The organism is Nesterenkonia sp. AY15 (assembly GCF_022565855.1).
In the GTDB taxonomy this organism is placed as follows: domain Bacteria; phylum Actinomycetota; class Actinomycetes; order Actinomycetales; family Micrococcaceae; genus Nesterenkonia.
In genome coordinates this window covers 304,538-327,594 of sequence record NZ_JAJOYV010000003.1, presented here as the reverse complement: position 1 = coordinate 327,594, position 23,057 = coordinate 304,538, and the positions used below count along the sequence as shown (strand labels likewise).

Genomic DNA, 23,057 nt, shown 5'->3' with positions numbered 1-23,057 from the left:
CCGAGAGCCCGCTGCTTGAGCTGGTAAGAGCCTATAGGGAAGGTCGTCTGCGGTAAAGACGCCCTATCGGCGCCTTGCCTACTTCACGTATGGGGTGCCGTTGGCCGCAGGAGGCCGAACCCTGCCCACGAAGCCTGCCACCGCGAAGATGGTGATCACATAGGGCAGCATCAGCAGCGCCTCGGAGGGCACCGGAGTGCCGATGGTGGCCAGCACGTTGCCCAGTGAGGTGGAGAACCCGAACAACAGGGCTGCCAGCAGCGCCCCGATGGGGTGCCAGCGACCGAGGATCATCGCAGCCAGCGCGATGAAGCCGGCGCCTGCCGACATCTCCTTGCCGAAGGCGAGCCCCTGTCCGATGGTGAAGAAGGCACCGCCGAGTCCGGCGATCGCCCCGGCCAGGATCACGTTGTAGACCCGCATCCGGTTGACCTTGATGCCCACGGTGTCTGCGGCCTTGGGGTGCTCCCCCACCGCGCGGGTGCGCAGGCCCCAGCGGGACCGGAAGAGGAAGATGTTCAGGAGCCCCACGATCAGGTACATCAGGTAGACCAGAATGGTCTGGTTGAACAGCACCGGGCCGATTATCGGGATCTGCGAGAGCCCCGGGATCGGCACTCGCGGCAGCTGCTGGCGGGCGTTCCACAGCTCTGGGTTCTGGGTCAGCGCCGTGGAGAAGAGGAATCCGGTCAGCCCGATGATCAGCACGTTGAGCACCACGCCGACGATGATCTGATTCACCTGGTACTTCACCGAGAAGAACACCAGCAGCGCACCGACCAGCGCACCGGCGATCGGGGCGAAGACCAGCCCCATGTAGGCGCTGGTGAACACCGAGGCGGCGACGGCGGCGAGGAACGCTCCGGCCAGCAGCTGCGCCTCGATGGCGATGTTGATGACGCCTGAGCGCTCACCCACCAGTCCGCACATGGCGCCGAAGATCAGCGGCACCGACAGTGCCAACGCTCCGGTGAGCATGGTGACCAGCGGGATGACGGCGCCGCGGTCGGCGCCGGCCCAGACCAGGAACGCGAACACGAAGAGCACGCCGAAGAGCAGCGGCAGCCACAGCCGGGCCTGCGCGCGGCGAGACGCCTGCCAGAAGGCGAAGCAAGCCAGCACGACAAGCACCACCGCCGAGATCCAACCTGCTGGGCGCGAGGGCAGCTCCACGATCGGGATCTGAAAGAAGTCCCCGCCCGAGGAGAGTCGGAAGTGAGTCCGCGCGCCCTCCGGAACGGTCAGCGCGAAGAGCACGCTCAACGCTGCCAGCACGGCGTAGGTGATCGGGTACTTCCAGGAGATCGGACGAACCCCGGTGGACGCCCGCTTCAGCGGGTCCGCCTGGACGGCAGCGGTGCTCACGGTCTGTTCGCTCACTTGCCAGGCTCCTGTGTCGTGGTGCTCGGTGGCTGCGTGTCACTCGGCCCGGTGCCCGGCGCATGGGTGCCCGATGGCCCGGTGCTCCGCGAACCGGCGCTCGGTGCGCCGGAGGTCTGCAGCTCCCGCTCCGTCGTGGAGCCGGTGGGGGCCGCACCCTTCGCCGTGCGCCGGGAGCGTCGGGTGCGGATCCGCGGGCGCCCATCGGCGTGGGGCAGGAAGAAGATCGCGCGCACCAGCGGCGGGGCCGCGATCATCAGCACGATCACGGCCTGCAGGACCAGCACGATGTCGATCGGGGTGCCGGTCTGAGCCTGCATCAGCACGCCGCCGGCGCGCAGCCCGCCCAGCAGCAGCCCCGCCAGGAAGGTGCCCAGGGGCTTGGAGCGTCCGAGCAGCGCCACGGTGATGGCGTCGAAGCCCAAGGTGCCGGCCACACCGCCGGCGAGTCGATACTCGGTGCCCAGCACGTGGGCGGCGCCGCCGAGGCCGGCGAGACCACCTGCGATCACCAGCACCAGCGCGGTGGCCTTGGGCACGTTGATCCCGGCAGTCCGCGCTGCCTGCGGGTTCTCCCCGATGGCGCGGAACTCGAAGCCGAGCGTGGAGCGCTCCAGCAGCCACCACACACCGAGGGTGGCCAGGATGGCGATGAGGAACCCGGCGTGGAGTCGGAACCCGGATCCGAGCAGCGAGAAGAGCTGCGCGGATTCATCGACCGAGCTCGAGAGCGGCTGGTTGGAGCCGGTCTGCTTGTACCACTGCTCCTGCAGCAACCAGGCGAGCAGATAGATGGCGATGTTGTTGAGCATGATCGTCACGATCACCTCGTTGGCCCCGGTGCGCGCCTTGAGCACTCCGGCGATCCCACCCCAGATGGCGCCGCCGAGGATGCCGCCGGCGAGCGCGAGCAGCGCGTGCAGTCCCACCGGCATCGAGAGCGCGTAGCCGAGGAACCCGGCGGAGGTGGCGCCCAGGATGATCTGTCCCTGGCCGCCGATGTTCAGCATCCCGGAGCGGAAGCCGATGGCGATGCCGAGCCCGGCCAGGATCAGCGGCACCGAGTAGACCATCGTCTCGGTCAGCGGTCGGATCGAACGCGCCGCCGAGGGCGCCTGCCAGTCGAAGACCGCCCCGCGGAACAGCGATGAATAGGCCTCCCGCAGCACCTGGAAGGAGGTCTCCAGGAAGGCTGTGGGCTGGGCGAAGAAATAGCTCAGGCTGGCCTGGACGTCACGGTTGGCGGCGAGGATCAGCACCGCGCCGACCACGAGGGCGACGACGACTGCCAGCACGGTCACCAGCCAGGAGGTCTGGCCCAGCTCGCGCAGCACACGCGAGAGCCGGCCCTCGGCCTCGGCCCAAGGGCTCTGCTGCTCGGGCTTCGGGGCAGGGGTCATTCCCTGCTGCGACCCTGATGCGCTCACTTGTTCTCCTCTGCTTCGGCCTGCTCGTCGGCCTCGGCCAGCACGGTGTGGTGGGTGGCTGCCTGGGCCTGCGCCTCATCGGCGGGCACCCCGGCCATCATCAGTCCGAGCACATCGCGGCTGGTGCTGGCCGGCACGATCCCTACGATCCTGCCGCGGTACATGACCGCGATCCGATCGGCAAGGTTCAGCGCCTCGTCAAGCTCTGTGGAGACGATCAGGCAAGGCGTGCCCTTGTCGCGCTCCTCGATGATCGTGCGGTGCACGAACTCGATGGAGCCGACATCGAGGCCGCGGGTGGGCTGGCTGGCCACGAACAGCCGCAGGTCTCGGCTCATCTCACGGGCCAGCACGACCTTCTGCTGATTGCCCCCAGAGAGCGTAGAGATCGGGTCATCCACGCCGCCCATGCGCACATCGAAGCGCTCCGCCTGGGTCTGCGCGGCCTCGCGCATCACCGGCAGCCGCAGCGCGACGTTTCCGGGGCCCCCGGCGTAGGGGGGCCGGTCATACATGTCCAGCACATAGTTCTCGGTGATGGTGAAGGCGCCGATGACGCCGTCGGTGCTGCGGTCCTCCGGGACGAAGCCCAGTCCGGCCGCCAGGCGCTGCTTGACGCTGAGCGGAGCCAGATCCTTGTCATCGAGCAGGATGCTGCCCGCCACCGGGGCCCGGAGCCCCAAGACGGTCTGGGCGAGCTCGCTCTGCCCGTTGCCGTCGACCCCGGCGATGACCAGGATCTCGCCCCGGCGCATCTGGAAGTCGACGTGGTCGACGACCACCTTGTCCGCGCTGTTGAGCACCGTCAGTCCGCGCACCTCGAAGCAGACCTCACCGGGATCCGCCGATTCCTTGGCGGTGGTCAGGTTGACCTCGCGGCCGACCATCAGCCCGGCGAGCTCGGTCTCGGTGGACTGCGGGGAGGTCTCCCCCACCACGGCGCCGCGCCGAATCACGGTGATGCGATCGGCCACGGCGCGGACTTCACGCAGCTTGTGGGTGATGAAGACGATGGAGGTGCCCGAGTCGCGCAGCTGTCCCATGATGGTGATCAGCTCGTCGGTCTCCTGCGGGGTCAGCACCGCGGTGGGCTCGTCGAGGATGAGCACCTTCGCGTCGCGGGACAGCGCCTTGATGATCTCCACGCGCTGCTGAGCCCCGACCGGGAGGTCCTCGATGCGCGCATCGGGGTCCACGTCGAAGCCGAAGCGCGCGGAGATCTCCAAGACCTTCGCGCGAGCCTGAGCCATGTCCATGATGCCGGCGGCGCGGGTGGGCTCGTAGCCCAGCGCGACCGACTCGGTCACGGTGAACACCGGGATCAGCATGAAGTGCTGGTGCACCATGCCGATCCCGGCATCCACGGCGTCACCGGGCCCGTTGAAGCTGACCCCCTGGTCATCCAGCAGAATCTCACCCTCGTCGGGGCTGTAGAGCCCGTAGATGGTGTTCATCAGAGTGGACTTGCCAGCTCCGTTCTCCCCGAGCAGGGCGTGGATCTCGCCCGGCTCCACGGTGAGGGAGATCCGGTCATTGGCGGTGAAGGAGCCGAACCGCTTCGTGACTCCTCTGAGCTCAAGCTTCATCGCTGCGGTGTCGCCAATCAGTTATTCGCGGGTCAGGACGGGGCGTTCTCGGACTCGACGACGGTCTCGCCATCGATGATCTCCTGGCGCAGCTGCTCGATGGCCTCTGCCACCTCGGAGGGCACCTCGTCCTCGAAGTCGTGGAACGGTGCGAGTCCGACACCCTCGTTCTCAAGGGTGCCCACGTAGGACTCGTTGGTGAAGCCGTCCTGGACACCTTCATCGATGGTGGCGTAGACGGCGGCACCGATCTCCTTCATCACCGAGGTCAGCACGATGTCTCCGTAGTCGGTGGACTCGTAGCCGTCGGAGTCGACCCAGATCATCTTGGCCTCGGCTGCCTCCAGGGCGGGACCTGCACCGACGCCGGCGTTGCCGGCCACGGGCATGATGACGTCGGCGTCCTGGCTCAGCAGCTGCTCGGTGACCTCACGGCCCTGGGTCTGGTCGCTGAAGTCGCCGGAGAAGCTGCCGTTCTGGCCGTCCTTGTCCCAGCCGACCACCTCGACGTCGTCGTCGTTGTCCTCGTTGTAACGCTCCACGCCGTCGGCGTAGCCGTCCATGAAGACGGTCACCGAGGGGATCTGGATGCCGCCCCAGGTGCCGACCACTCCGGTCTCAGACATCGCGGCGGCGACGTAGCCGGCCAGGTAGGCGGCTTCACCGGTGTTGAACACCAGCGGCTTCGCGTTCTCCGGCTCTTCACCCTCTTCGAAGTTGAAGTAGGAGTCGATCAGCGCGAAGTCGGTCTCGGGGTTGGCCTCGGCGGCTTCACGCAGGCCCTCTTCAAGCAGGAAGCCGACGCCGAAGACGACGTCGCAGTTCTGTTGGACCATCGTGTCGACGTTGGGGCCGTACTCGGACTCGGCGGTGGACTGCGCATCGGCGGAGTCGACGCCGAGCTCGTCGATCGCCATCTCCAGGCCCTCGAACGCAGACTGGTTGAAGGAGCGGTCATCCCAGCCACCCTCATCGGAGACCAGGCACGCCTTGTAGTCGACCTCTTCGGAGGCGGCGCCGTCGCCCTCCTCCTCAGGGGCCTCTCCACAGGAGGACAGGATCAGTGCTGCGGCGGCCGTCGCGGCGATGGCACCGCTGGTCTTGAAGGACCTCTTCATGGGGTTCTCCTCATGGTGCAAGAACGGCACCCATACGGGTGCCGAGAAACGAGTGATGCAGGCAATAGTACGGCACATTTCCCGCTCAAACATTGCTCGGATGTTTCGGTGATGTTCACCGGCCTGATGCGGCAGAACTCGGCTCAGGCAAGCTCTTTGGCCGTGGTGTCCGGAGCCAGCTTGAGCATCAGCAGCACCGCCAGAACCACCCCGATCAGGCAGATCCCGAAGGCTCCGGCCAGGCCGAAGGTCGGCTCCATCCAGGCGATGAAGAGCAGCGGGCCCAGCCCGGCGCCGATCCGCGAGATGGTCGATGCCCAGCCGAAGCCCGATCCGCGCAGTTCCGTGGGGTAGAGCTCAGAGACGTAGGTGTAGAGCACCGGGATCGCGATCTGGATCACCATGCCGAAGCCCAGCAGCAGGATCAGCACGGCGGTGGGCAGGTGCATGGTCAGCCCGAGCACCACCAGCATCGCGGTGGCCACCGGAGCGGAGATCGCCAACAGCACCCGGCGTCCGGTGATCTCCACGAGCACCGTGGAGATCACCACCCCGACGAGTCCGACGGCGGCCATTCCTGCGGTGCGGATGAACGCTTGATCTTGTTCGTACCCGGCGTCGATCAGAAGGGTGGGCATCCATTGAATCGCGATGTAATAGACGGTCATGATCGCGAGGAAGAGCACCCAGGAGACGGTGGTGACCCGCCAGCCGTGCGCCCAGACGAGCTTCAGCTGCTCTCCCACCGCACGGAAGCTGAGCTTCGCGGGAGCCTGGGTGGTCTCCATCGTGTACTCCTGGACCGGAGCCCCGGTGCGGGTCACCATCGAGTCGATGACCTTGCGCGCCTCCTCCATCTGCCCCTGGCGCATCAGATACATCGGAGACTCAGGCACGTAGAGCCGCACCGCGAAGACCAGCAGCGCGGGCAGGATCATGGCCAGCAGCGGCAGCCTCCAGTCGCCCCATGTCCCGACCAGCCAGGCCGAGACGAAGCCGGCGAGCGCCGCTCCGATGGGCCACCAGCCGTCCATGGCGGTGAGCACCCGTCCGCGCTGCTTGGCCGGGGTGAATTCGCCCACCAGGGCGTAGTCCACCGGGATGCAGCCGCCGAGGCCGACGCCGGCGAGGAAGCGGAAGAGCACGAACCATTCCAGACTTCCGGTCATGGCACCGGCCACGGTGAACAGCGAGAAGATCAGCAGCGTCCAGGCGAAGGCCTTCTTGCGCCCGATCCGGTCGGCGATCGTGCCCCACATGACCGCACCCACGGCCATGCCGATCAGGTTCGCCGTGCCGATCCAGGCGGCGTCCGAGGGTGTCAGGTTCCACTCCTCGGACAGAAGCGGGATCAGGATGCCGTTGAGCGAGACGTCCCAGGCGTCGAACATGAAGCCGAGTCCACCGATGAGGAAGATCCGGCCCTGGGTGTTCCACCGCCAGGGCAGGCCCTGCAGGACGGATTCACCGGTGGGCAGCGCCGTGGGGAGATTCGCAGTGTTCTGGTGCACGAGGAGAGTGTAAGCCCGCGGGAGGGGACCCTACTCCCAGATGACCTCCAGCTCATCGGCAGTCATGTCGACCAGAGGGGTTCCGTGGGTGCCCGCATCCCCGAAGTACAGCGCGTAGCGGCTGCTCAGTCGAGGGTTCCGGCCCGGCAGCCCCGTGCGGCGCTCTCAAGCTCCTCCGCGGTGCGCAGCAGCTGGTCGGCACGCTCGGTGAGCCGGCGGGCCGATTCCGGGCTGTGCTCTTCGGAGCCTCCCGCCCACAGCGCCTGTCCGCGAGCTATGACCCGACAGAATGCCCCCGCCCGGTCGAAGGCCGAATCGATGTCTCCGCGGTACATCCCCGCGAGCACCAGATCTGCCAGTCGGTCCATCTCCTGGGCGGTGGGCGGCTCAGCGACGCCCGCGATCGCGTGGGGCGCCGAGTCGGTCTTGCCCAGCTGGTAGTACTCACTCATCCGTTGTGGATCTTTGTTCACAGCGGCTCGGATCGCGTAGATCCTCCAGAGACCGCCGGCCAGCGAGTGTGCCGGAGAGTCGGCCCAGAGCTCGGCAATGGCCTCGATGCCTTCGGTCTCGGCCAGCCGTATGAACCGCTCCGTCACCTCGGGATCATCGGAGTCGCGACCGTGGAAGACCAGCGCGTGCGCGGTGTCGTGGGCGGCCTGGGAGATGATGGCAGGATCCGCGCCGCCCTCTCGCTGATCAAAGGCTGCCGGCTCGGTGTAGCTCGGCCGACGGTGGCGGGGCTTGCTGGTCATCGCGTCCTCCTTGAAGAGATTCGCTTCGGTCTGCGGGCCGCTCAACTGCCGACCTGCATAGTGTCCGTCATTATGCCGCAGGCCCCGGCGGCGATACCATAGGGCACGTCTTCAGAGGCTTCGCAGGGGCCTTTAGCTCAGTTGGTAGAGCATCGGACTTTTAATCCGCTGGTCGCGGGTTCGAGTCCCGCAGGGCCCACCATAGCCCTCCACTGGAGACAGGTATGCCCAGGTCAGCGCTCAGCGTAGGCCTGGGCATACCTCATCGGGGGGTGGATTTCGAACCTGCCCCGACGCGTAGTTGACCGAGTGCCCGAACAAGGAGCACACTTGAGGTGTGCCGGGCTGCGGTAACCCCCGGGCTCCATTATTGAGCCGCTTCGAGCGGCCCCGCGCCGTGAGGCGTTCCCAGCCCGGCACACCTCAATCTTCCACGCCGATTCGGCCAGCTCCTCTGCACGTGCCCTCATCCGGCGCTCCTCCCAGGCCATCACGGCCGAGTTCATGTTCGGGCTATACACTCGTGGCCGACACGTCGACACTCGTTCACCTGGGGAAACACACCGCATGATCGTACGCAGAGGCCAGCGAAAGCCTGAGGCCACCGACCTGCTGGCCAGCATCGCCCGGGAAGTGCGCTCCGGGGTGCAGCTGATCTCGCAGCTGCTCGGCAGTCCGAACGAGGACCGGGCCGCACTGCGGGACCAGCTGCTCGGCCTGGAGGGTCGGGCGGTGGACCTGCACTTCAATCTGATGACTCATATCCGCAGCGTCTTCCTGACCCCTCTGCCGCGTCATGACATCTATGCCCTCTCCCAGCAGCTCAACCGCACCATGGAGCACGTGGTCGCGGCAGGTGACCTGATCCTCGCCCGCCCACATCTGAGCCTGCCCAGCCAGAGCGCCGACCAGCTGGAGACGCTGAGCCGCCAGCTGGACCTCACGGTGGCCGCGATGTCCCGGTTGGAGGACTTCGATCTGCTGGAGGAGTACTGGATTCAGATGCAGCGCCTGACCAAGCAGGCAAACCGGACCCACCGGGTGTGGATGACCAGCACCGACAATGCCTTCCAACCGAACATCGCGCTGCAGCAGGCGCAGATCGCAGATGCGCTGCTGGCCGCGATAGACGACCAGCGGATGGTGGCGGTCACTGCCGGTTCCATCATCGTGCGCGAGTCCTGAGGCGCCCGCGTGGAGATGATCCTGCTCGGACTCATCTGTCTGGTGCTGGTTCCCAACGCCTACGTGGCCGGGCTCCATGATGTTCCCAATGCCATCGCCATTCCGGTGCGCACCAGGGCGCTCACACCTCGGGTGGCGACACGTGTGGCGGCGGGTTTCAACGCCCTGGGGGTTCTGCTCACTCTCCCGCTGGGGATCTACCTCTTCACCTGGTTCGAATTCCCGGAGATGGATCCAGTACTGCTGCTGACGGTGACGCTCTGCGCGGCGTCGACCCTGCTTGGGTGGAATATCTTCACCTACCTCAGGGGAATGCCGACATCAATCACCCATGCTCTGCTGGCGGCATTCCTCGGGGGCACCCTGGCTGCCGCGGTCGTCGCGGATCTCGACTTCGCGGAAGTTCTTGCCATGCCGTGGGTCGGGGTCGTGCTCACGCTCCTGCTGTCTCCGCTGGTCGCGTTCGGGCTGGCCTACCTGCTGGTCTTCGCGGCTGTGCGCTTCGCTCGCGGTGGTGATCCCGACGCCGTCAACTCCACCTCCCGGATGGCGCAGTCGGTGAGCGTCGGCGTCACATCCCTGGGCACCGGGCTGCAGCAGGGTCAACGGTTCTCCTTCGTGCTGATCACCGCCTCAACGGCAGCGCAGATCGAAGCGGCTGAGGCCTGGTTGCCCTACGCGTATGTCGCGTTCGCGCTGCTGATCGGTGCTGGCTGCCTGACCGGAGGGTGGCGAATCGCTCACACGCTGGGCCATCGTCTGGTGGACATCGACCCGCTGCGCGGCATGGTGGCCACAACCACCACTTCGGGACTGCTCTTCGTCGGTTCACTGGGGTTCGCGCTGCCGCTGTCCACGTCACTGACCGCGGCTTCATCGGTGATCGGGGCTGGATCGAATCAGCGCTTCGCCACAGTCCATTGGCGTCAGTTCCGCCGGATCTGCCTCTACTGGGTGCTGACCCCACTGGTCGCCGCCACAGTGACGGCGCTGCTCACCACGGTGATGAGTCTGCTGCTCGGTTAGACGCGTCCTGATCGGACGCGCCCAGCCAGCAGCAGAATGGTCAGCCGAAGCGTCCGGAGACGTAGTCCTCGGTGGACTTCTCGGCCGGGTTGTTGAAGATGGTGGAGGTGTCGTTGTACTCCACCAGGCGCCCGATACGCTTTCCGTTGTCCTGATCGAGGCCAGCGGTGAAGAACGCGGTCGTGTCAGAGATCCGGGCGGCCTGTTGCATGTTGTGCGTGACGATGATCTGGGTGTACTCCTGTTTGAGGTCTGTCATCAGATCCTCGATCGCGGCGGTGGCGATCGGATCGAGTGCGGAGCACGGCTCGTCGAGCAGGATCACGTCGGGAGACGTGGCGATCGCACGAGCGATGCACAGTCGCTGTTGCTGGCCGCCGGAGAGCCCGAATGCCGAGCCCTTCAGGTTGTCCTTGACCTCATCCCAGAGAGCCGCGCGGCGAAGCGACTGCTCCACCAGGTCACTCATCGAATCGACCTTCATCTTGGTCACCCGAGGTCCGTATGCGACGTTGTCGAAGATGGACTTCGGGAAGGGGTTGGGCTTCTGGAAGACCATGCCGATGCGGCGCCGCACTTCGATCGGGTCGATCTTCGGCTGGTAGATGTTCTGGCCGTGATAGGTGACCTCACCCTCGATCCGCGCCGAGGGAATCAGGTCGTTCATCCGGTTCAGGCTGCGCAGCACCGTTGACTTGCCGCAGCCCGAGGGACCGATGAGCGCGGTGACCTCACGACGGTTGAAGTCGAGGTTCACGTCGTCCACGGCGTGGAAATCCCCGTAGTAGACATTGAGCCCCCTGGTCGCCATCACCGGAGGAACGTGACCGCGGGTGTCGTTGAAAGCATCTGTGCTGGTCTGTGAAGTCATAGTCATGGGTCCTTGTCGATCAGTGGTGCAGAGCAAGTCGTGAAGATGGAGGAGCGCGCGTGACTCACAGGTCGTAGCGAGAGTAGCGGTTGCGCAGCCAGATCGCCGCGGAGTTCATGATCAGCAGCACGGCTATCAGCAGGATCACACCAGCGGCCGCGAGTTCGCGGAACTCCGGCTGCGGACGTGAGGCCCACTGGAAGATCTGCACCGGGATCGCGGTGTACGCGCCGCTGAAGGCGCTGTCTGGGTTGAAGGTCACGAAGGTCGTGGCACCGACGAGCAGCAGCGGAGCCGTCTCACCGATGGCCCGAGACATGGCAAGGATCGTGCCGGTGATCATGCCGGGGACGGCGACGGGCAGCACCTGGTGCCAGACCGTCTGCCATCTGGTGGCGCCCATGCCGTATGACGCCTGTCGGATCGAGTCCGGCACGGCCTTGAGCGCTTCGCGGGATGCGAGGATCACCGTGGGCAGGACCAGCATCGCCAGAGTGAGTGAGCCGGCGTAGGCCACCGGCCCGAAGGCGAAGCCCTCACGGACCACGTAGGCCAGCCCCAGGATGCCGAAGACGATGGACGGGACCGCAGCGAGGTTCTGGATGTTCAGCTCGATGAACCGATTCCACCAGCGTTCGGTGTCCGCGTACTCCTCCAGGTAGACCGCTGCGGAGATGCCCAACGGGACCACCGTCACCAGCACACCGACCATGAGGATCACGGTGCCCCAGATCGCAGACTGCATTCCGGAGGTCTCTGGATCCAGCGTGGAGGGCATCTGCGTGATGAGGTTGAGGTCCAGACGTGAACGACCCAGCCATGCCGAATGGATGATGAGCGCCAGCAGAGTGACGAAGGCGATCACGATGCACAGGATCAGGACGTACTTGAACAGCTCTTCCTTCCAGATGCCACTGCGCTTGCCCATCGCGATGCGGCGGGTGGTGTCGCGGGCGGCAGTTGACGCCTTCTCGGCGCGCGTGCTCATCATTCGTACTTCTCCCGGAATCGGCGGACGAGGGCGATGGAGATCATGTTCATCACGAAGGTCATGGTGAACAGCAGGGCACCCACTGCGAAGATCGTGAAGTAGACATCGGTGCCGGCGGAGATGTCGCCCGTGGCGGTGCGTCCGATGAACGCTGTCATCGGCAGGACCGATTCGTTGGGCATCAGAGTCATGTTGGGGCTGGCACCTGCGGCCAGGAGCACGACCATCGTCTCGCCGATGGCGCGAGACACACCGAGGACGAACCCGGCGACGATGCCTGAGAGCGCGGCGGGAACGACGACCTTGGTCGCGACCTGCATGCGTGTACTGCCAAGTCCATAGGCGCCTTCGCGCAGCGAGCGCGGCACTGCAGACATTGAATCTTCTGCAATGGAAGCGACGGTCGGGATGATCATGATGCCCAGCACGATGCCTGCGGCGCCGGCCGAGAAGATCCCTGGGGGATCTCCGAGATCGCCGGGCAGCCAGGTGGGCCAGTTGTCACGCAGCAGCGGCGTGACGAAGGTGAAGGCGAAGATGCCGTAGGCGACGGTGGGGACGCCTTCGAGCACCTCGAGGATCGGCTTCAATACCTTCCGGGCACGCCGACCGGCGAACTCGCTGAGGTAGATCGCGGCGCCCAGCCCTGCCGGGAGCGCGACGATGAGCGCGTACATGGTGACGTTCAGGGTGCCGACGACGATGTTCCAGACACCGAAGCTGGGGGTGGCCAGCGCCGGCGCCCAGGTGTCGGTGGAGAAGAACTCCCGGAAATCGACCCGGCTGAAGAATTCAGGCAGCGGCGAGAACAGGGCCAGAACGATGCCGACCGTGATGATGACCGAGGCGATCGCGCAGAAACCAAGCCAGAATTGGATCAGCTTCTCGCCCCAGCGAGAGGACTGCGCGACCAGGACCACACTGGGCCGGTCGGTTCGCGTCGTAGTGCTCACCTTGCTCCTTCTGCTGTGAAAAACGTGAAGAACGAAGGCTCGGCGCCCTGGAGAGGGCACCGAGCCTCCGCTGTGGGGTAGATCAGTTCCCGGCGAGCTCGTCCACAGTTGCCTGTGCCTCGGTGGCCTGGTCCTCGGTCAGCGGGATGAAGTTCGCAGCCTCGGCGAGGGCCTCGTTGTTCTCCAGCGTGAAAGCCAGGAAGTCCTGCACCTCGGTGCGCTCGAGGGCGAGGTCCGATGGGTACATGAACAGCTGGCGACCCAGTGGGTTGTAGCTGCCGTCCTGGACGGTCTCGGTGGCCGGCTCGACGCAGTCGCCGTCTTCATTCTCGATCTCGAGGGTGCGAATCGGCTCTGCCTCGGCCTCGATCGTGTAGGAGAGCGGGACGAAGGCCATGGCGAACTCGTTGCCGGAGGTGCCGGTGATGGCGGCGAAGTCGTCCTCACCGATGTCGTTGTAGTCGGCGCGGATGTTGCCCTCTTCACCGTTGATCGCCTCGGTGAAGTAGTCGAAGGTGCCGGAGTCGGTGCCGGGGCCGTAGAGCTCGATAGGCTCATCCGGGTAGGAAGGATCGATGTCAGACCAGTTGGTCGCTTCCGAGTCCTGGTTCCAGACCTCGGAGAGCTCCTCAACAGAGGCACACTGCAGGAAGTCGTTCTCCTCGTTGACGATGAGCGAGATCGCATCGTTCGCGACACCGATCTCCTCGTACGCGATTCCCGCTTCATCACATGCCGCGATCTCTTCATCGGAGATCGAGCGGGAGGCCTCGGAGATGTCGGTCTCGCCGCGGCAGAAGCTCTCGAAGCCGCCACCGGTGCCGGAGGTGCCGACCGTCACCTGGACGTCGGGGTTCTCCTCCATGAACATCTCAGCTGCAGCCTCACCGAGCGGCGCCACGGTCGACGAGCCGTCGATGGTGACCTGGCCTGAGGCCCCGTTGCCGCCCTCTTCGGTGCCAGTCTCAGCTTCGCCCTCTTCTCCGCCGTCGCCACATCCGACCAGTGCCAGGGTTGCAATGGACAGGATGGCCGTTGAACGACCAAAAGTTCTCATCTTCACGGGTATGCCTCTCTGAGTGATTCATCAAGCGCGAGGAAGCGCCGTTTTTCAAGCCTTATGAGGTTCTCCGCGGATGCCTCGGCGAACCTCGAATCACATTAGGAGGGGCAAGTGACAGTGGGCCGCTCAACAGGTGGCCAAGGTGCCCACTTAAGATGAACGCTCGGTGAACTGGCGCGCCTCACCGGTGTGTCGTGCACCACACCGGAGGCCTGGCGGATGTGAGGCTCCTCGTATCCCCGGAACTGGTCGCGGCCTACACTCATGGGGTGACGACCGAGCGCTCTACTCCCCCACTGCTGGCCCGTGCGCGCCGCTTCACGCAGCGCCGAGTCAAGGTCGGTGCCCGCAGGATGCGACGCTCGGTGATTCCTGCGCTGCAGATGACCGTGGCCGGCGTGGGTGCCTACACGATTGCTGAACGGGTCCTGGGCCACGACGATCCGCTCTTCGCGGCCATCGCTGCGATGATCGCGCTGGGCTTCACCAAAGAACCACGGATGCGCAAGGTCCTCGAGGTCAGCGTGGGCTGCACCTTGGGCATCCTCATCGGTGACCTGCTGCTGCACCAGCTCGGCTCGAACCTGGGCACCGCCACGCTGGTCCTCTTCCTCTCCATCATGTTGGCCCGATTCCTCGACTCAGGACCGGTGCTGGCCATGCAGATGGGCCTCCAGGCCCTCCTGGTGGTGCTGATCCCGCCCCCCGAGGCAGCCGCACTCGGCCCGTTCACGCGCAGCCTGGACGCCATCGTCGGCGGTGCGGTGGCGCTGGCGATCACGCTGCTGACCCCGAAGGATCCGCGCCGCGAGCCGATCGCTGAGCTCAAGAGCGTGGTGGACGCGATGACCGCCTCGCTGCGCGACGTCGCCGAGGCGGTGCGGAACTCAGACTCGCGCCAGGCCTGGCACTCGCTGATCCGCTGCCGCGGCCTGCAGCCGCAGATCGATGAGCTGCGCGATGCGGTGCGTTCAGCCAAGGAGCTGACGGTCTTCTCCCCCGCCTACCGCAAGCACCGCCACTACGTCCGACACATGGCCGAGGTCGCGGACCACGTGGACCTCTCGGTGCGCAGCATGCGGGTGGTGGCACGCCGGATCATCAGCACCGTGGACCACGCCACCCTCAGTGACGAAGCGGTGGCGAACCTCTCGGCGGTGCTGGACGAGTTCGCCGACGGCTCGCTGCTACTCTCCCAGGCAGTGTCTGAACCTGGCTCGGCCTACACGCGCCGGATGAACACCGCCCAGGAGGCACTGTCCGCTCTGGCCCAGCGGCTGCACCCGAAATCGCTGGGCATCGGGACGCTCGAGGGTGAGACGGTGGTGCTGCTGCTGCGCACGCTGGTGGTGGACATGCTTCAGGCGACAGGGGCCAGCCACGAAGACGCCACCGAGCAGCTGCCCGAGCTTTGAGGCCCCGCCAACCAGGTGTCACCTACGTCGTGACTCAGGCCGGCTAGTGCCACACGCGGATGAATGTGCACGCTCAGACATGGCCTGGTCGCCGGGGTGAGGCTGTCGCGCTCAGCCAGGGCCGCCTTCCTCGTCGACGAACCACAGGCAGTCTGGCCCCGGCTGGCACCACTGCCCGGCCCGATGAGGCTCCAACGGCGCGAGCACGGGGAGCGAGGCGCGTTCCATCACGGTGAGTCTGGGCGCCTCCCCGGAGGGCAAGGGGCAGCTGGTCTCCACGAGCACAGGTTCGTCGAAGGAGAGACCGATCTCGGCTGGGACTGGCCACACCGCCGACTTCCAGAGAGCACATGCCTGGATGAGGGTCTCCTCCGCACGGCTGCTGCGCACCTCCTGTCCGGTGTCGAGCGTGTACACGATGTCCGTGGCGGTCACCCGAATGCCGGTAACCGGGTTCTCCGCAGCGCCGGGCCGGGTCATGTCCGTGTAGTCACCGATCGGATCTCCGACCAGGCTCTCGCCGACCGGAAGCGCCAGGCACTGCTCGTCCGCGGCCGCGCACTGCACGATCGGCCCCCGCTCTTCGGGGTCCCACGGCTTGATCGCGACCACCTCGGTGCTGTCATAGCCTCCGGCGTACCAGATCACCGGGTCGCTGATCGTCAGCGAGCCCAGGACCAGAGGCTCATCCCCCAGGGCCAGGGCCTGGGAGTCGGCCTTGAACGGGCCCGATCCCTCGCTGTCCTGGATGTCGCGGCGTTGCACCACCTGTCGGGTCACCGCGCTCTCCCCGTCCAGCTCGAACGTGACAGTGTCGTCCTCGATCCGCAGCACGACACGCTCCGCGCCGTCGGCGCTGAGAGCGGCGTAGCCTCCCGGGATCCCCTCAGACCCCTCCTCGGCCCACTGCTCCGTCCTAGGGAGCAGCGCGCCGTACACCCCGTCATCCACCGCGTGCAGGTACGGCCGCCCGCAGCCGACAGAGCCTGCCCCCAGGAGCAGCACCGCAGCTGCCGTCCATGTCACCCATGCTCGGTCCATGATGTGCCGCCTTCGTCACAAGCACCCTAACCGACGGTGGATCAGTGGCGAGAGGGTCTGCGTCTCCCAGACCCGGTACGGCGGCGGTTGATGCGACGTTCATGGCAGGTGAAGCGGCTGCAACCCTTCTCGTCCACAGTCGGAGCCATGACCTTCGTCAACGTGGGCCCCCTCGGCGCGGCCCCTGGCGAGCGAGACCTTCTCGTGGAGATCCTGACCCGGTCGCAGCGCTGATCGCATCCGCGCCAACATCGGAACGAGTCCTGCCAACCAGGTGTCATCGACGTCGTGACTCAATACATCTAGAGCTGCAGGATCATCCTGGTGTTGCCCAAGGTGTTGGGCTTGACCCGGGCGAGGTCCAGGAACTCCGCGACACCTTCATCAGGTGAACGCAGCAGCTCGGTGTAGACCTCCGGATCCACCGCCGCCTGGTCATCCATGATCCCGAAGCCGTGCCGGGTGAAGAACTCCACCTCGAAGGTCAGGCAGAACACCCTGCTGACACCGAGGGCGTGGGCACGAGCCGTGAGCTCTTTCAGCAGTCCTGAACCCACTCCGTGACCCCGACAGCGGGAATCGGTGGCCAGGGTGCGCACTTCGGCGAGGTCCTTCCACATCACGTGCAGGGCGCCGAACCCGATCAGGGCACCGTCCTGGGCTTCGGCGACGACGAACTCCTGGATCGCCTCGTAGTAGGCGACGGCCTCCTTGTGCACCAGCACGCGCTGATCCACCAGGGGCTCCGCCATGCCCATGATCGCGGCGACATCGGCGGTGCGCGCCGGCCTGATGATGAAGGAACCCATCGGCACAGTCTAAGCGCGGACGCAGAGCCAGGCGGGCCGCGCATCGCGGACTGCACTTGAGTCGATCAGCCCTCGTTCAGGGTGAAGTCATGCGGCTCCGAACGGATGCCGCTGAGGCTCACGGTCAGCTGATAGCTGCCGGGATTCAGCGCGATCGGCTCTGCGCAGTCCTCGGCTGAGTCTGAGCGTGGCCACGTGAAATGCGCCTGCTCCACCTGGCCCGGCTCCAGCTGCACCGGAAGCGACTCTCGGGAGACGGAGCATTCGGCGGTGGAGAAGACGGTGGCTCCGGCGTGCTCGACCAGGAACTCCTGCTCCGCCGTACCCAGGTCAGCCTCACAGGCGTAGTCGGCGGTGTTCTCCACCTCCATGACCAGCCTGGGGGCGTAGCCAGGTCCGTAGGACTCTGAACCGGTGGATGCCCGAACCTCAAGATCGCCGGTGCGGCAGCTGCCATCCTCGGGAGGCTTGTCCTGAGGCGCCTCCGCCTCGGAGTCCTGGCCGTCGGCGTCGGCGGAGTCCTCGGAGCCTGGCTGCGAGTCATTCTGGGACCCTGGATCCGAACCCGCCTCGTCCTGCGCAGCGGCACCCTCAGCGGCCTCCTGCGGATCGGCCTCGTCCGTGTCCTGGCCCCCGCCCATGGCGAGGCCGGTGAGCCATCCTGCAAGGACCAGCAGCACCACGGCGAGCACCCCGACCAGGATGCGTCGGCGCCTGTACACCTCGGCAGACTGCCGCCTTCGCTGGGAACCCATGGCCCCAGGTTAGCGGAGGAGACTGGCGCTGTTTCTCAGCCGAGCAGGCGTTCCCTGAGCTCGCGCACGCGCAGGTGGATGTCATCGCGGACCAGCTCCATGCGCTCCCGCCCTTCGATCCCGCGGCTGCTGGGCTCATCGACCTCCCAGCGTTCGATCTCAACACCCTCCAATGGCTCCACTTCAGCTTCGGCACCGATGATCACGACGTGCCCAGCCTCACGCATCGCCTCCGGGGTCAGCTGGGTGGGAGTCTCTCCGGCGATGTCGGCCCCGATCTCCGCAAGCACCTCTGTCGAGAGCGCATTGACCTTCGAACCCGGCCGCGTGCCGGCCGAGGAGACGACGACGGCGCCCTCTAGTCCCGCCGCAGCGAGGTCCTGGCGCATCAGCCCGGCGGCCATCTGAGATTTGCCGCCGTTCTTCACGCACACGAAGAGCACCGCTGGCTTTTCGGCGCGCTCAGTGGAGTGCGCCACCGGGGCGACCTCCTCCTCTGCGCCGCGCACCGGCTGATCCGAGGGTCTCGTGGAGTTCTCCGGGGTGGTCGTCTCGCGCATCAGTGTGCGGTCCTTTCGGTCATGGAGTTGAAGAGGTCCTGCAGGGCGCCGGGCACCACCGAGTAGTAGGACCAGGTGCCGCGCTTCTCACGAATGAGCAATCCGGCATCGACCAGCACCTTCAGGTGGTGGGAGACGGTGGGCTGGCCGAGGCCGAGCGGCTCGGTGAGGTCGCAGACGCAGGCCTCCCCGGTCTCCTCGGCGGCGATCAGGGTGAGCAGCGTGATGCGATTCGGGTCCGCGAGCGCCTTGAATCCGACGGCGAGCTCGGCGGCGCCCTCTGGGTCCAGCGTGACGCTCTCCGCCAGGGGCGCCTGCGGGGGCGTGCAGTCGATCTGGGTGATCATCGCTTCTCCTCGAGGGTTCGTCATCGGTCTTGGGAGCAGTGCTCCGAGCTCTATCGTCCCAGCCTGCCCCCATGGCGAACGTCACATGGATTGACATGCATCGATGTTTCTGACGATACTCGGGGCATCGAAGTTTGTCGATCTTCCCAGGAGTGTTTGTGAGCCAGTCTGCCCCACCCGTCCCGGACCCCTCGGCCGTGGTGGCCAAGCTCTCGGTGCTCGATCGCTTCCTCCCCGTGTGGATCATCGCGGCCATGGGGCTGGGACTGGCGCTGGGCGCCGTCGTCCCCCAGGTGGGTGTGGCGATGGAGTCCATGGAGGTGGCAGGCGTCTCGCTGCCGATAGCCATCGGACTGCTGATCATGATGTACCCGGTGCTGGCGAAGGTCCGCTACAACGAGACCGGCCGGGTGCTCTCGGACAAGAAGCTGGTCGTCACTTCGCTGCTGATCAACTGGATCCTCGCACCGGCCTTCATGTTCGTCCTGGCCTGGGTCTTCCTCGCCGATCTGCCGGAGTACCGCACCGGGCTGATCATCGTCGGTCTCGCCCGCTGCATCGCCATGGTGCTGATCTGGAACGATCTGGCCTGCGGTGATCGTGAGGCTGCTGCGGTGCTGGTGGCCATCAACTCTGTGTTCCAGGTCTTCATGTTCGGCGTGCTGGGCTGGTTCTACCTGCAGGTCCTGCCGGGCTGGCTCGGGTTGGAGACCACCTCGGCCGAGTTCTCCATCGTTGCGATCACGGTCTCGGTGCTGGTCTTCCTGGGCATCCCGCTGCTCGCCGGGTACCTCACCCGCACCCTTGGCGAACGAGCCCGGGGTCGCGAATGGTACGAGGCCAAGGTCCTGCCGAGGATCGGCCCTTGGGCGCTCTACGGCCTGCTCTTCACGATCGTGGTGCTCTTCGCGCTGCAGGGCGAACAGGTGCTCAGTAGTCCGATGGACGTGGTCCGGATCGCCGTCCCGCTGCTGGTCTACTTCGTGGTCATCTTCGCCGCCTCGATGGTCATCGGTTGGATGCTGCGGATGGGCTACGAGCGCACCACCACGCTGTCCTTCACCGCGGCCGGCAACAACTTCGAACTCGCCATCGCGGTCTCCATCGCCACCTTCGGCGCCACCAGCGGTCAGGCCCTGGCAGGAGTCGTCGGCCCGCTGATCGAGGTCCCGGTGCTGGTCGCGCTGGTCTACGTGGCGCTGTGGGCGCGCCGGTTCTTCATCGGATCGAACATCCCCGCCAAGCAGGAGAGCCCGATCGCTGCAGCTGCCCCACACAGTCTCTGACCCCCACTGTTCTCACAGCTTCTCGGAAGGAACACCATGAGCACCCCCAGGCCCACCGTCCTCTTCGTCTGCGTCCACAACGCTGGGCGCTCGCAGATGGCCGCCGGATTCCTTCGCGAGATCGCCGGTGATGCCGTAGAGGTGTTCTCCGGCGGCACGGCGCCGAAGGAGTCGCTGAACCCCATCGCGGTGGAAGCCATGGCGGAGCTCGGGATCGACATCTCGGAGAACACACCTGAGAAGCTCACCGATGATTCGGTGAAGCAGTCCGACGTGGTCATCACCATGGGCTGCGGGGACGAGTGCCCGTTCTACCCGGGCAAGCGCTACGAGGACTGGAAGCTCGATGACCCGGCAGGGCAGAGCCTCGAGAAGGTCCGGGTGATCCGCGATGACATCCGCACCCGCGTGCGCCAGCTTCTCGGCAGCCTGAACGTGAAGGTCTGAGCTCAGCCGGTTCCACCAGCTGAGCACGGCGGAGGCCGAGATTCTCTAGACTCATGGCGATGACACCCGCCGCCGAGTCTCCCGCCAGCGCCACTCCCGCGAGCCCTCCTGCTGCCGCTCGGGACGGCTCCGTCCGTCCCGACGTTGGCTTCACGCCCGAGCCCACGCTGGTCCATGACCGTGTGATCGAGTGGTTCGAGGACAACGCCCGCCCGCTTCCCTGGCGTGAGCCCGGCTGCACCCCCTGGGGCGTGCTGGTCAGCGAGATCATGCTGCAGCAGACCCCGGTGGTCCGGGTGCTCCCTCGCTGGGAGCTCTGGATGAAGCGCTGGCCTCGCCCGGCTGACCTCGCTGCGGCGCCGACCGCGGAGATCCTCACCGCCTGGGACCGGCTCGGCTACCCACGCCGCGCACTGCGACTGCAGGCCGCCGCGGCGGCCATGGTCGAACGCCACGGCGGGAAGGTGCCCAGCGCTGCGACGGAGCTGCGCGCACTGCCGGGAGTGGGCGAGTACACCGCCGCCGCCGTGGCCTGCTTCGCCTTTCAGGAGCCCGAAGTTGTGGTGGACACCAATATCCGACGAGTCCACGCTCGAGCCTTCACCGGACACGCCCTGCCGGGCAAGACCTACACCTCCGCGCAGCGCCGGCTCGCCCAGGAGCTGATGCCCACCACCGATCACGACGGCGGCGCCACCGCCTGCGCCTGGAACGCCTCGGCCATGGAGCTCGGGGCGCTGATCTGCACCGCACGTGCGCCACAGTGCCAGTCCTGCCCGGTGGCTGACCTGTGTGCCTGGCGTGCCGCAGGATCGCCACCGCCCACCGCGGAGCAGCAGACCCGCGGCCAGGCCTGGGCGGGCACAGACCGTCAGGTGCGTGGCGCGATCATGGCTGTGCTGCGCACGGGCCAGACCGTGGAGCGCACGGAGCTTCTCGCCGGACTGGCGCTGCCCGAGGCCGCGGAGGAGCAGCGGAGCCGGTGCCTGGACTCGCTGCTGCGCGACGGGCTCGCCGCCGCCGATGAAGGGCTGATCAGCCTTCCCGGTGGGCTGGGCGCCTCCGCGCCTGTCCTTGCCGGAACTGCCGCCAGAGATTCTGCAGGCTCAGCCTGACTGGCCGCCGTCGAGCACCAGGTTCAGCGCCTCGGCCAGTGAGCCGACCTCGCGGACCCGCATCCCCTCCGGGGTGGCGTCCTTCTCCGTGCCGGTGGATCTGCGCGGGACGATCGCATGGGTGAAGCCCAGCCGCTGGGCCTCCTCCAGTCGCTGACGCAGACCCGGCACCGGGCGCACCTCCCCAGCCAGGCCCACCTCCCCGAAGGCCACGAACCGGTTCGGCAGCGGCTTCTCCAGCGCCGCGGAGGCCACCGCCAGAGCGATGGAGAGATCAGCCGCGGGTTCAGTGATCCTGACCCCGCCCACTGTGGCCACATACGCCTCGGACTTCATCAGCGCGGTGAGCTTGGCGCGACGCTGGAGCACTGCGAGCAGCATCGAGACCCGGGGAGAGTCCAGGCCGGAGACCGCACGGCGGGGCTGGGCCGCCTGAGACTCGGCCACCAGGGCCTGGACCTCTGCGGTGAGCGGCCTGCGACCTTCCAGGGTGATGGTGATGCAGGTGCCGGGGACGCGTTCGGTCATCGCTGAGACGAAGAGCCCGCTGGGGTCAGCCAGCGAGGTCAGGCCGTCCTCATTGAGATCGAAACAGCCCACATCATCGGTGGGACCGTAGCGGTTCTTCACCGCGCGCAGCAGCCGCAGCCGGGAATGTCGCTCCCCTTCGAACTGACAGACCACATCCACCAGGTGCTCGAGCATCCGCGGCCCGGCGATGCTTCCGTCCTTGGTCACATGCCCCACCAGGATGGTGGTCATGTTCTTGCGCTTGGCCGACTCGATCATCGAGGCGGTGACCTCGCGGATCTGGGTGACGCCGCCGGGGGCGCCGTCGACCTCGGCCGAGGAGAAGGTCTGCACCGAGTCCATGATCGTCAGCTGGGGTGAGAGCTTCTCCACCTGGCCCAGCGCCTGGCCCAGATCGGATTCGGCGGCGAGGTAGAGGCCGTCGGAGATCGCGTCGATGCGTTCGGCGCGCTTCTTCACCTGGGCTGCGGATTCCTCACCGGTCAGGTAGAGCACCGGGGAATCGGGGTGGGCGCGGGCCACCGCGGAGGCCACCTGCAGCAGCAGCGTGGACTTGCCGACGCCGGGCTCGCCGGCCATCAGGATCACCGCGCCCGGGACGAGCCCTCCGCCGAGCACCCGGTCCAGCTCCCCGATGGAGGTGGGACGGAACTCCGCCTCGGAGGCATCCACCTCGTGGATCACCCGGGCCGGCTGAGCAAGCTGGCTCGCCGCCGTCGTTCTGGCAGTGACCTGGCCCTTCTCCTCCACCGAGCCCCAGGCCTGGCACTCCGGGCAGCGGCCGACCCACTTGACGGTCTGCCAGCCACATTCAGTGCATTCAAACGCCGGGGATCCCTTGGACCGGGACTTCCCCGTACTCCGTGACGCGGTGCGAGTTGCCAT

The 23,057-nt window shown here is 66.5% G+C and carries 22 protein-coding genes and 1 tRNA gene; 7 read left to right on the top strand and 16 right to left on the bottom strand.

What is annotated here, in order from left to right:
- Positions 1–78 precede the first annotated feature (78 nt).
- The 6 genes from LSI54_RS07120 to LSI54_RS07095 all read right to left on the bottom strand — a co-directional run bounded on the left by LSI54_RS07120 (position 79) and on the right by LSI54_RS07095 (position 7,777).
- Positions 79–1,380, bottom strand: a complete 1,302-nt coding sequence (locus LSI54_RS07120) for an ABC transporter permease (RefSeq protein WP_446740419.1) — start codon at positions 1,378–1,380, stop codon at positions 79–81.
- A complete protein-coding gene (locus LSI54_RS07115) occupies positions 1,377–2,780 on the bottom strand; it encodes an ABC transporter permease (RefSeq protein ID WP_274617561.1) in 1,404 nt (467 codons plus the stop codon). The genes LSI54_RS07120 and LSI54_RS07115 overlap by 4 nt, the downstream gene beginning before the upstream one ends.
- Positions 2,781–2,803: 23 nt before the next feature.
- Positions 2,804–4,393 carry an ABC transporter ATP-binding protein gene (locus tag LSI54_RS07110; RefSeq protein WP_241478028.1) on the bottom strand — a complete coding sequence of 530 codons (1,590 nt, stop codon included), beginning with the start codon at positions 4,391–4,393 and terminating at the stop codon, positions 2,804–2,806.
- Between the two features lie 32 nt (positions 4,394–4,425).
- Positions 4,426–5,511, bottom strand: a complete 1,086-nt coding sequence (locus tag LSI54_RS07105) for a BMP family lipoprotein (RefSeq protein WP_241476312.1) — start codon at positions 5,509–5,511, stop codon at positions 4,426–4,428.
- Between the two features lie 143 nt (positions 5,512–5,654).
- Positions 5,655–7,022, bottom strand: a complete 1,368-nt coding sequence (locus LSI54_RS07100; RefSeq protein ID WP_241466326.1) for an MFS transporter — start codon at positions 7,020–7,022, stop codon at positions 5,655–5,657.
- Between the two features lie 125 nt (positions 7,023–7,147).
- A complete protein-coding gene (locus tag LSI54_RS07095; RefSeq protein WP_241476313.1) occupies positions 7,148–7,777 on the bottom strand; it encodes a hypothetical protein in 630 nt (209 codons plus the stop codon).
- 126 nt (positions 7,778–7,903) lie between these two features.
- Here LSI54_RS07095 and LSI54_RS07090 point away from each other — a divergent pair.
- From LSI54_RS07090 to LSI54_RS07080, 3 genes are all read left to right on the top strand, one after another.
- Positions 7,904–7,979, top strand: a tRNA-Lys gene (locus LSI54_RS07090).
- Positions 7,980–8,344: 365 nt separating this feature from the next.
- Entirely contained in the window at positions 8,345–8,962 is a 618-nt protein-coding gene (locus LSI54_RS07085) for a DUF47 domain-containing protein (protein ID WP_241466328.1), read from the top strand.
- Between the two features lie 15 nt (positions 8,963–8,977).
- Positions 8,978–9,988 (top strand): inorganic phosphate transporter, encoded by a 1,011-nt coding sequence (locus tag LSI54_RS07080; RefSeq protein WP_241476464.1) that lies wholly within the window; start codon positions 8,978–8,980, stop codon positions 9,986–9,988.
- A gap of 40 nt (positions 9,989–10,028) precedes the next feature.
- On the opposite strand, the gene pstB is transcribed toward LSI54_RS07080, so the two are convergent.
- The 4 genes from pstB to LSI54_RS07060 form a co-directional block, all read right to left on the bottom strand.
- A complete protein-coding gene (gene pstB, locus LSI54_RS07075; RefSeq protein WP_241466363.1) occupies positions 10,029–10,799 on the bottom strand; it encodes a phosphate ABC transporter ATP-binding protein PstB in 771 nt (256 codons plus the stop codon).
- Between the two features lie 124 nt (positions 10,800–10,923).
- A complete protein-coding gene (gene pstA / locus LSI54_RS07070) occupies positions 10,924–11,850 on the bottom strand; it encodes a phosphate ABC transporter permease PstA (protein WP_241466329.1) in 927 nt (308 codons plus the stop codon).
- The gene (gene pstC / locus LSI54_RS07065; protein WP_241466330.1) at positions 11,847–12,803 is read right to left on the bottom strand and encodes a phosphate ABC transporter permease subunit PstC; all 957 of its coding nucleotides are present in this window, start codon (positions 12,801–12,803) and stop codon (positions 11,847–11,849) included. The genes pstA and pstC overlap by 4 nt, the downstream gene beginning before the upstream one ends.
- A gap of 82 nt (positions 12,804–12,885) precedes the next feature.
- Positions 12,886–13,860, bottom strand: a complete 975-nt coding sequence (locus LSI54_RS07060) for a phosphate ABC transporter substrate-binding protein PstS family protein (protein WP_241466331.1) — start codon at positions 13,858–13,860, stop codon at positions 12,886–12,888.
- Positions 13,861–14,135: 275 nt separating this feature from the next.
- Here LSI54_RS07060 and LSI54_RS07055 point away from each other — a divergent pair, with 275 nt between their 5' ends.
- Positions 14,136–15,281, top strand: coding sequence for an FUSC family protein (locus LSI54_RS07055; RefSeq protein WP_241466332.1), 1,146 nt, complete (start codon positions 14,136–14,138; stop codon positions 15,279–15,281).
- Positions 15,282–15,392: 111 nt separating this feature from the next.
- Here LSI54_RS07055 and LSI54_RS07050 read toward each other — a convergent pair whose 3' ends face one another.
- The 5 genes from LSI54_RS07050 to LSI54_RS07030 all read right to left on the bottom strand — a co-directional run bounded on the left by LSI54_RS07050 (position 15,393) and on the right by LSI54_RS07030 (position 18,793).
- On the bottom strand, positions 15,393–16,322 hold the full coding sequence (locus tag LSI54_RS07050) for a hypothetical protein (protein ID WP_241478027.1): 930 nt from the start codon (positions 16,320–16,322) through the stop codon (positions 15,393–15,395).
- A 302-nt stretch (positions 16,323–16,624) separates the two neighbouring features.
- Positions 16,625–17,131 (bottom strand): amino-acid N-acetyltransferase, encoded by a 507-nt coding sequence (locus LSI54_RS07045; RefSeq protein ID WP_241466334.1) that lies wholly within the window; start codon positions 17,129–17,131, stop codon positions 16,625–16,627.
- 65 nt (positions 17,132–17,196) lie between these two features.
- Positions 17,197–17,886: a hypothetical protein gene (locus LSI54_RS07040; RefSeq protein WP_241478026.1), complete on the bottom strand. Its 690-nt coding sequence runs from the start codon at positions 17,884–17,886 to the stop codon at positions 17,197–17,199.
- A 35-nt stretch (positions 17,887–17,921) separates the two neighbouring features.
- On the bottom strand, positions 17,922–18,446 hold the full coding sequence (locus LSI54_RS07035) for an arsenate-mycothiol transferase ArsC (RefSeq protein ID WP_274616080.1): 525 nt from the start codon (positions 18,444–18,446) through the stop codon (positions 17,922–17,924).
- A complete protein-coding gene (locus tag LSI54_RS07030; RefSeq protein ID WP_241466336.1) occupies positions 18,446–18,793 on the bottom strand; it encodes an ArsR/SmtB family transcription factor in 348 nt (115 codons plus the stop codon). The genes LSI54_RS07035 and LSI54_RS07030 overlap by 1 nt, the downstream gene beginning before the upstream one ends.
- Positions 18,794–18,951: 158 nt before the next feature.
- On the opposite strand from LSI54_RS07030, the gene arsB reads away from it, so the two are divergent.
- The 3 genes from arsB to LSI54_RS07015 are packed head-to-tail and all read left to right on the top strand — an operon-like array spanning position 18,952 to position 21,641.
- Complete coding sequence (gene arsB, locus LSI54_RS07025) at positions 18,952–20,079, top strand: ACR3 family arsenite efflux transporter (RefSeq protein WP_241466337.1); 1,128 nt, start codon at positions 18,952–18,954, stop codon at positions 20,077–20,079.
- Between the two features lie 36 nt (positions 20,080–20,115).
- Positions 20,116–20,526: an arsenate reductase ArsC gene (locus tag LSI54_RS07020; RefSeq protein ID WP_241466338.1), complete on the top strand. Its 411-nt coding sequence runs from the start codon at positions 20,116–20,118 to the stop codon at positions 20,524–20,526.
- 59 nt (positions 20,527–20,585) lie between these two features.
- The gene (locus tag LSI54_RS07015; protein ID WP_241478025.1) at positions 20,586–21,641 is read left to right on the top strand and encodes an A/G-specific adenine glycosylase; all 1,056 of its coding nucleotides are present in this window, start codon (positions 20,586–20,588) and stop codon (positions 21,639–21,641) included.
- Here LSI54_RS07015 and radA read toward each other — a convergent pair.
- Positions 21,633–23,057 carry a DNA repair protein RadA gene (radA, locus tag LSI54_RS07010; protein ID WP_241478024.1) on the bottom strand — a complete coding sequence of 475 codons (1,425 nt, stop codon included), beginning with the start codon at positions 23,055–23,057 and terminating at the stop codon, positions 21,633–21,635. The two genes, LSI54_RS07015 and radA, sit on opposite strands and share 9 nt — an antisense overlap.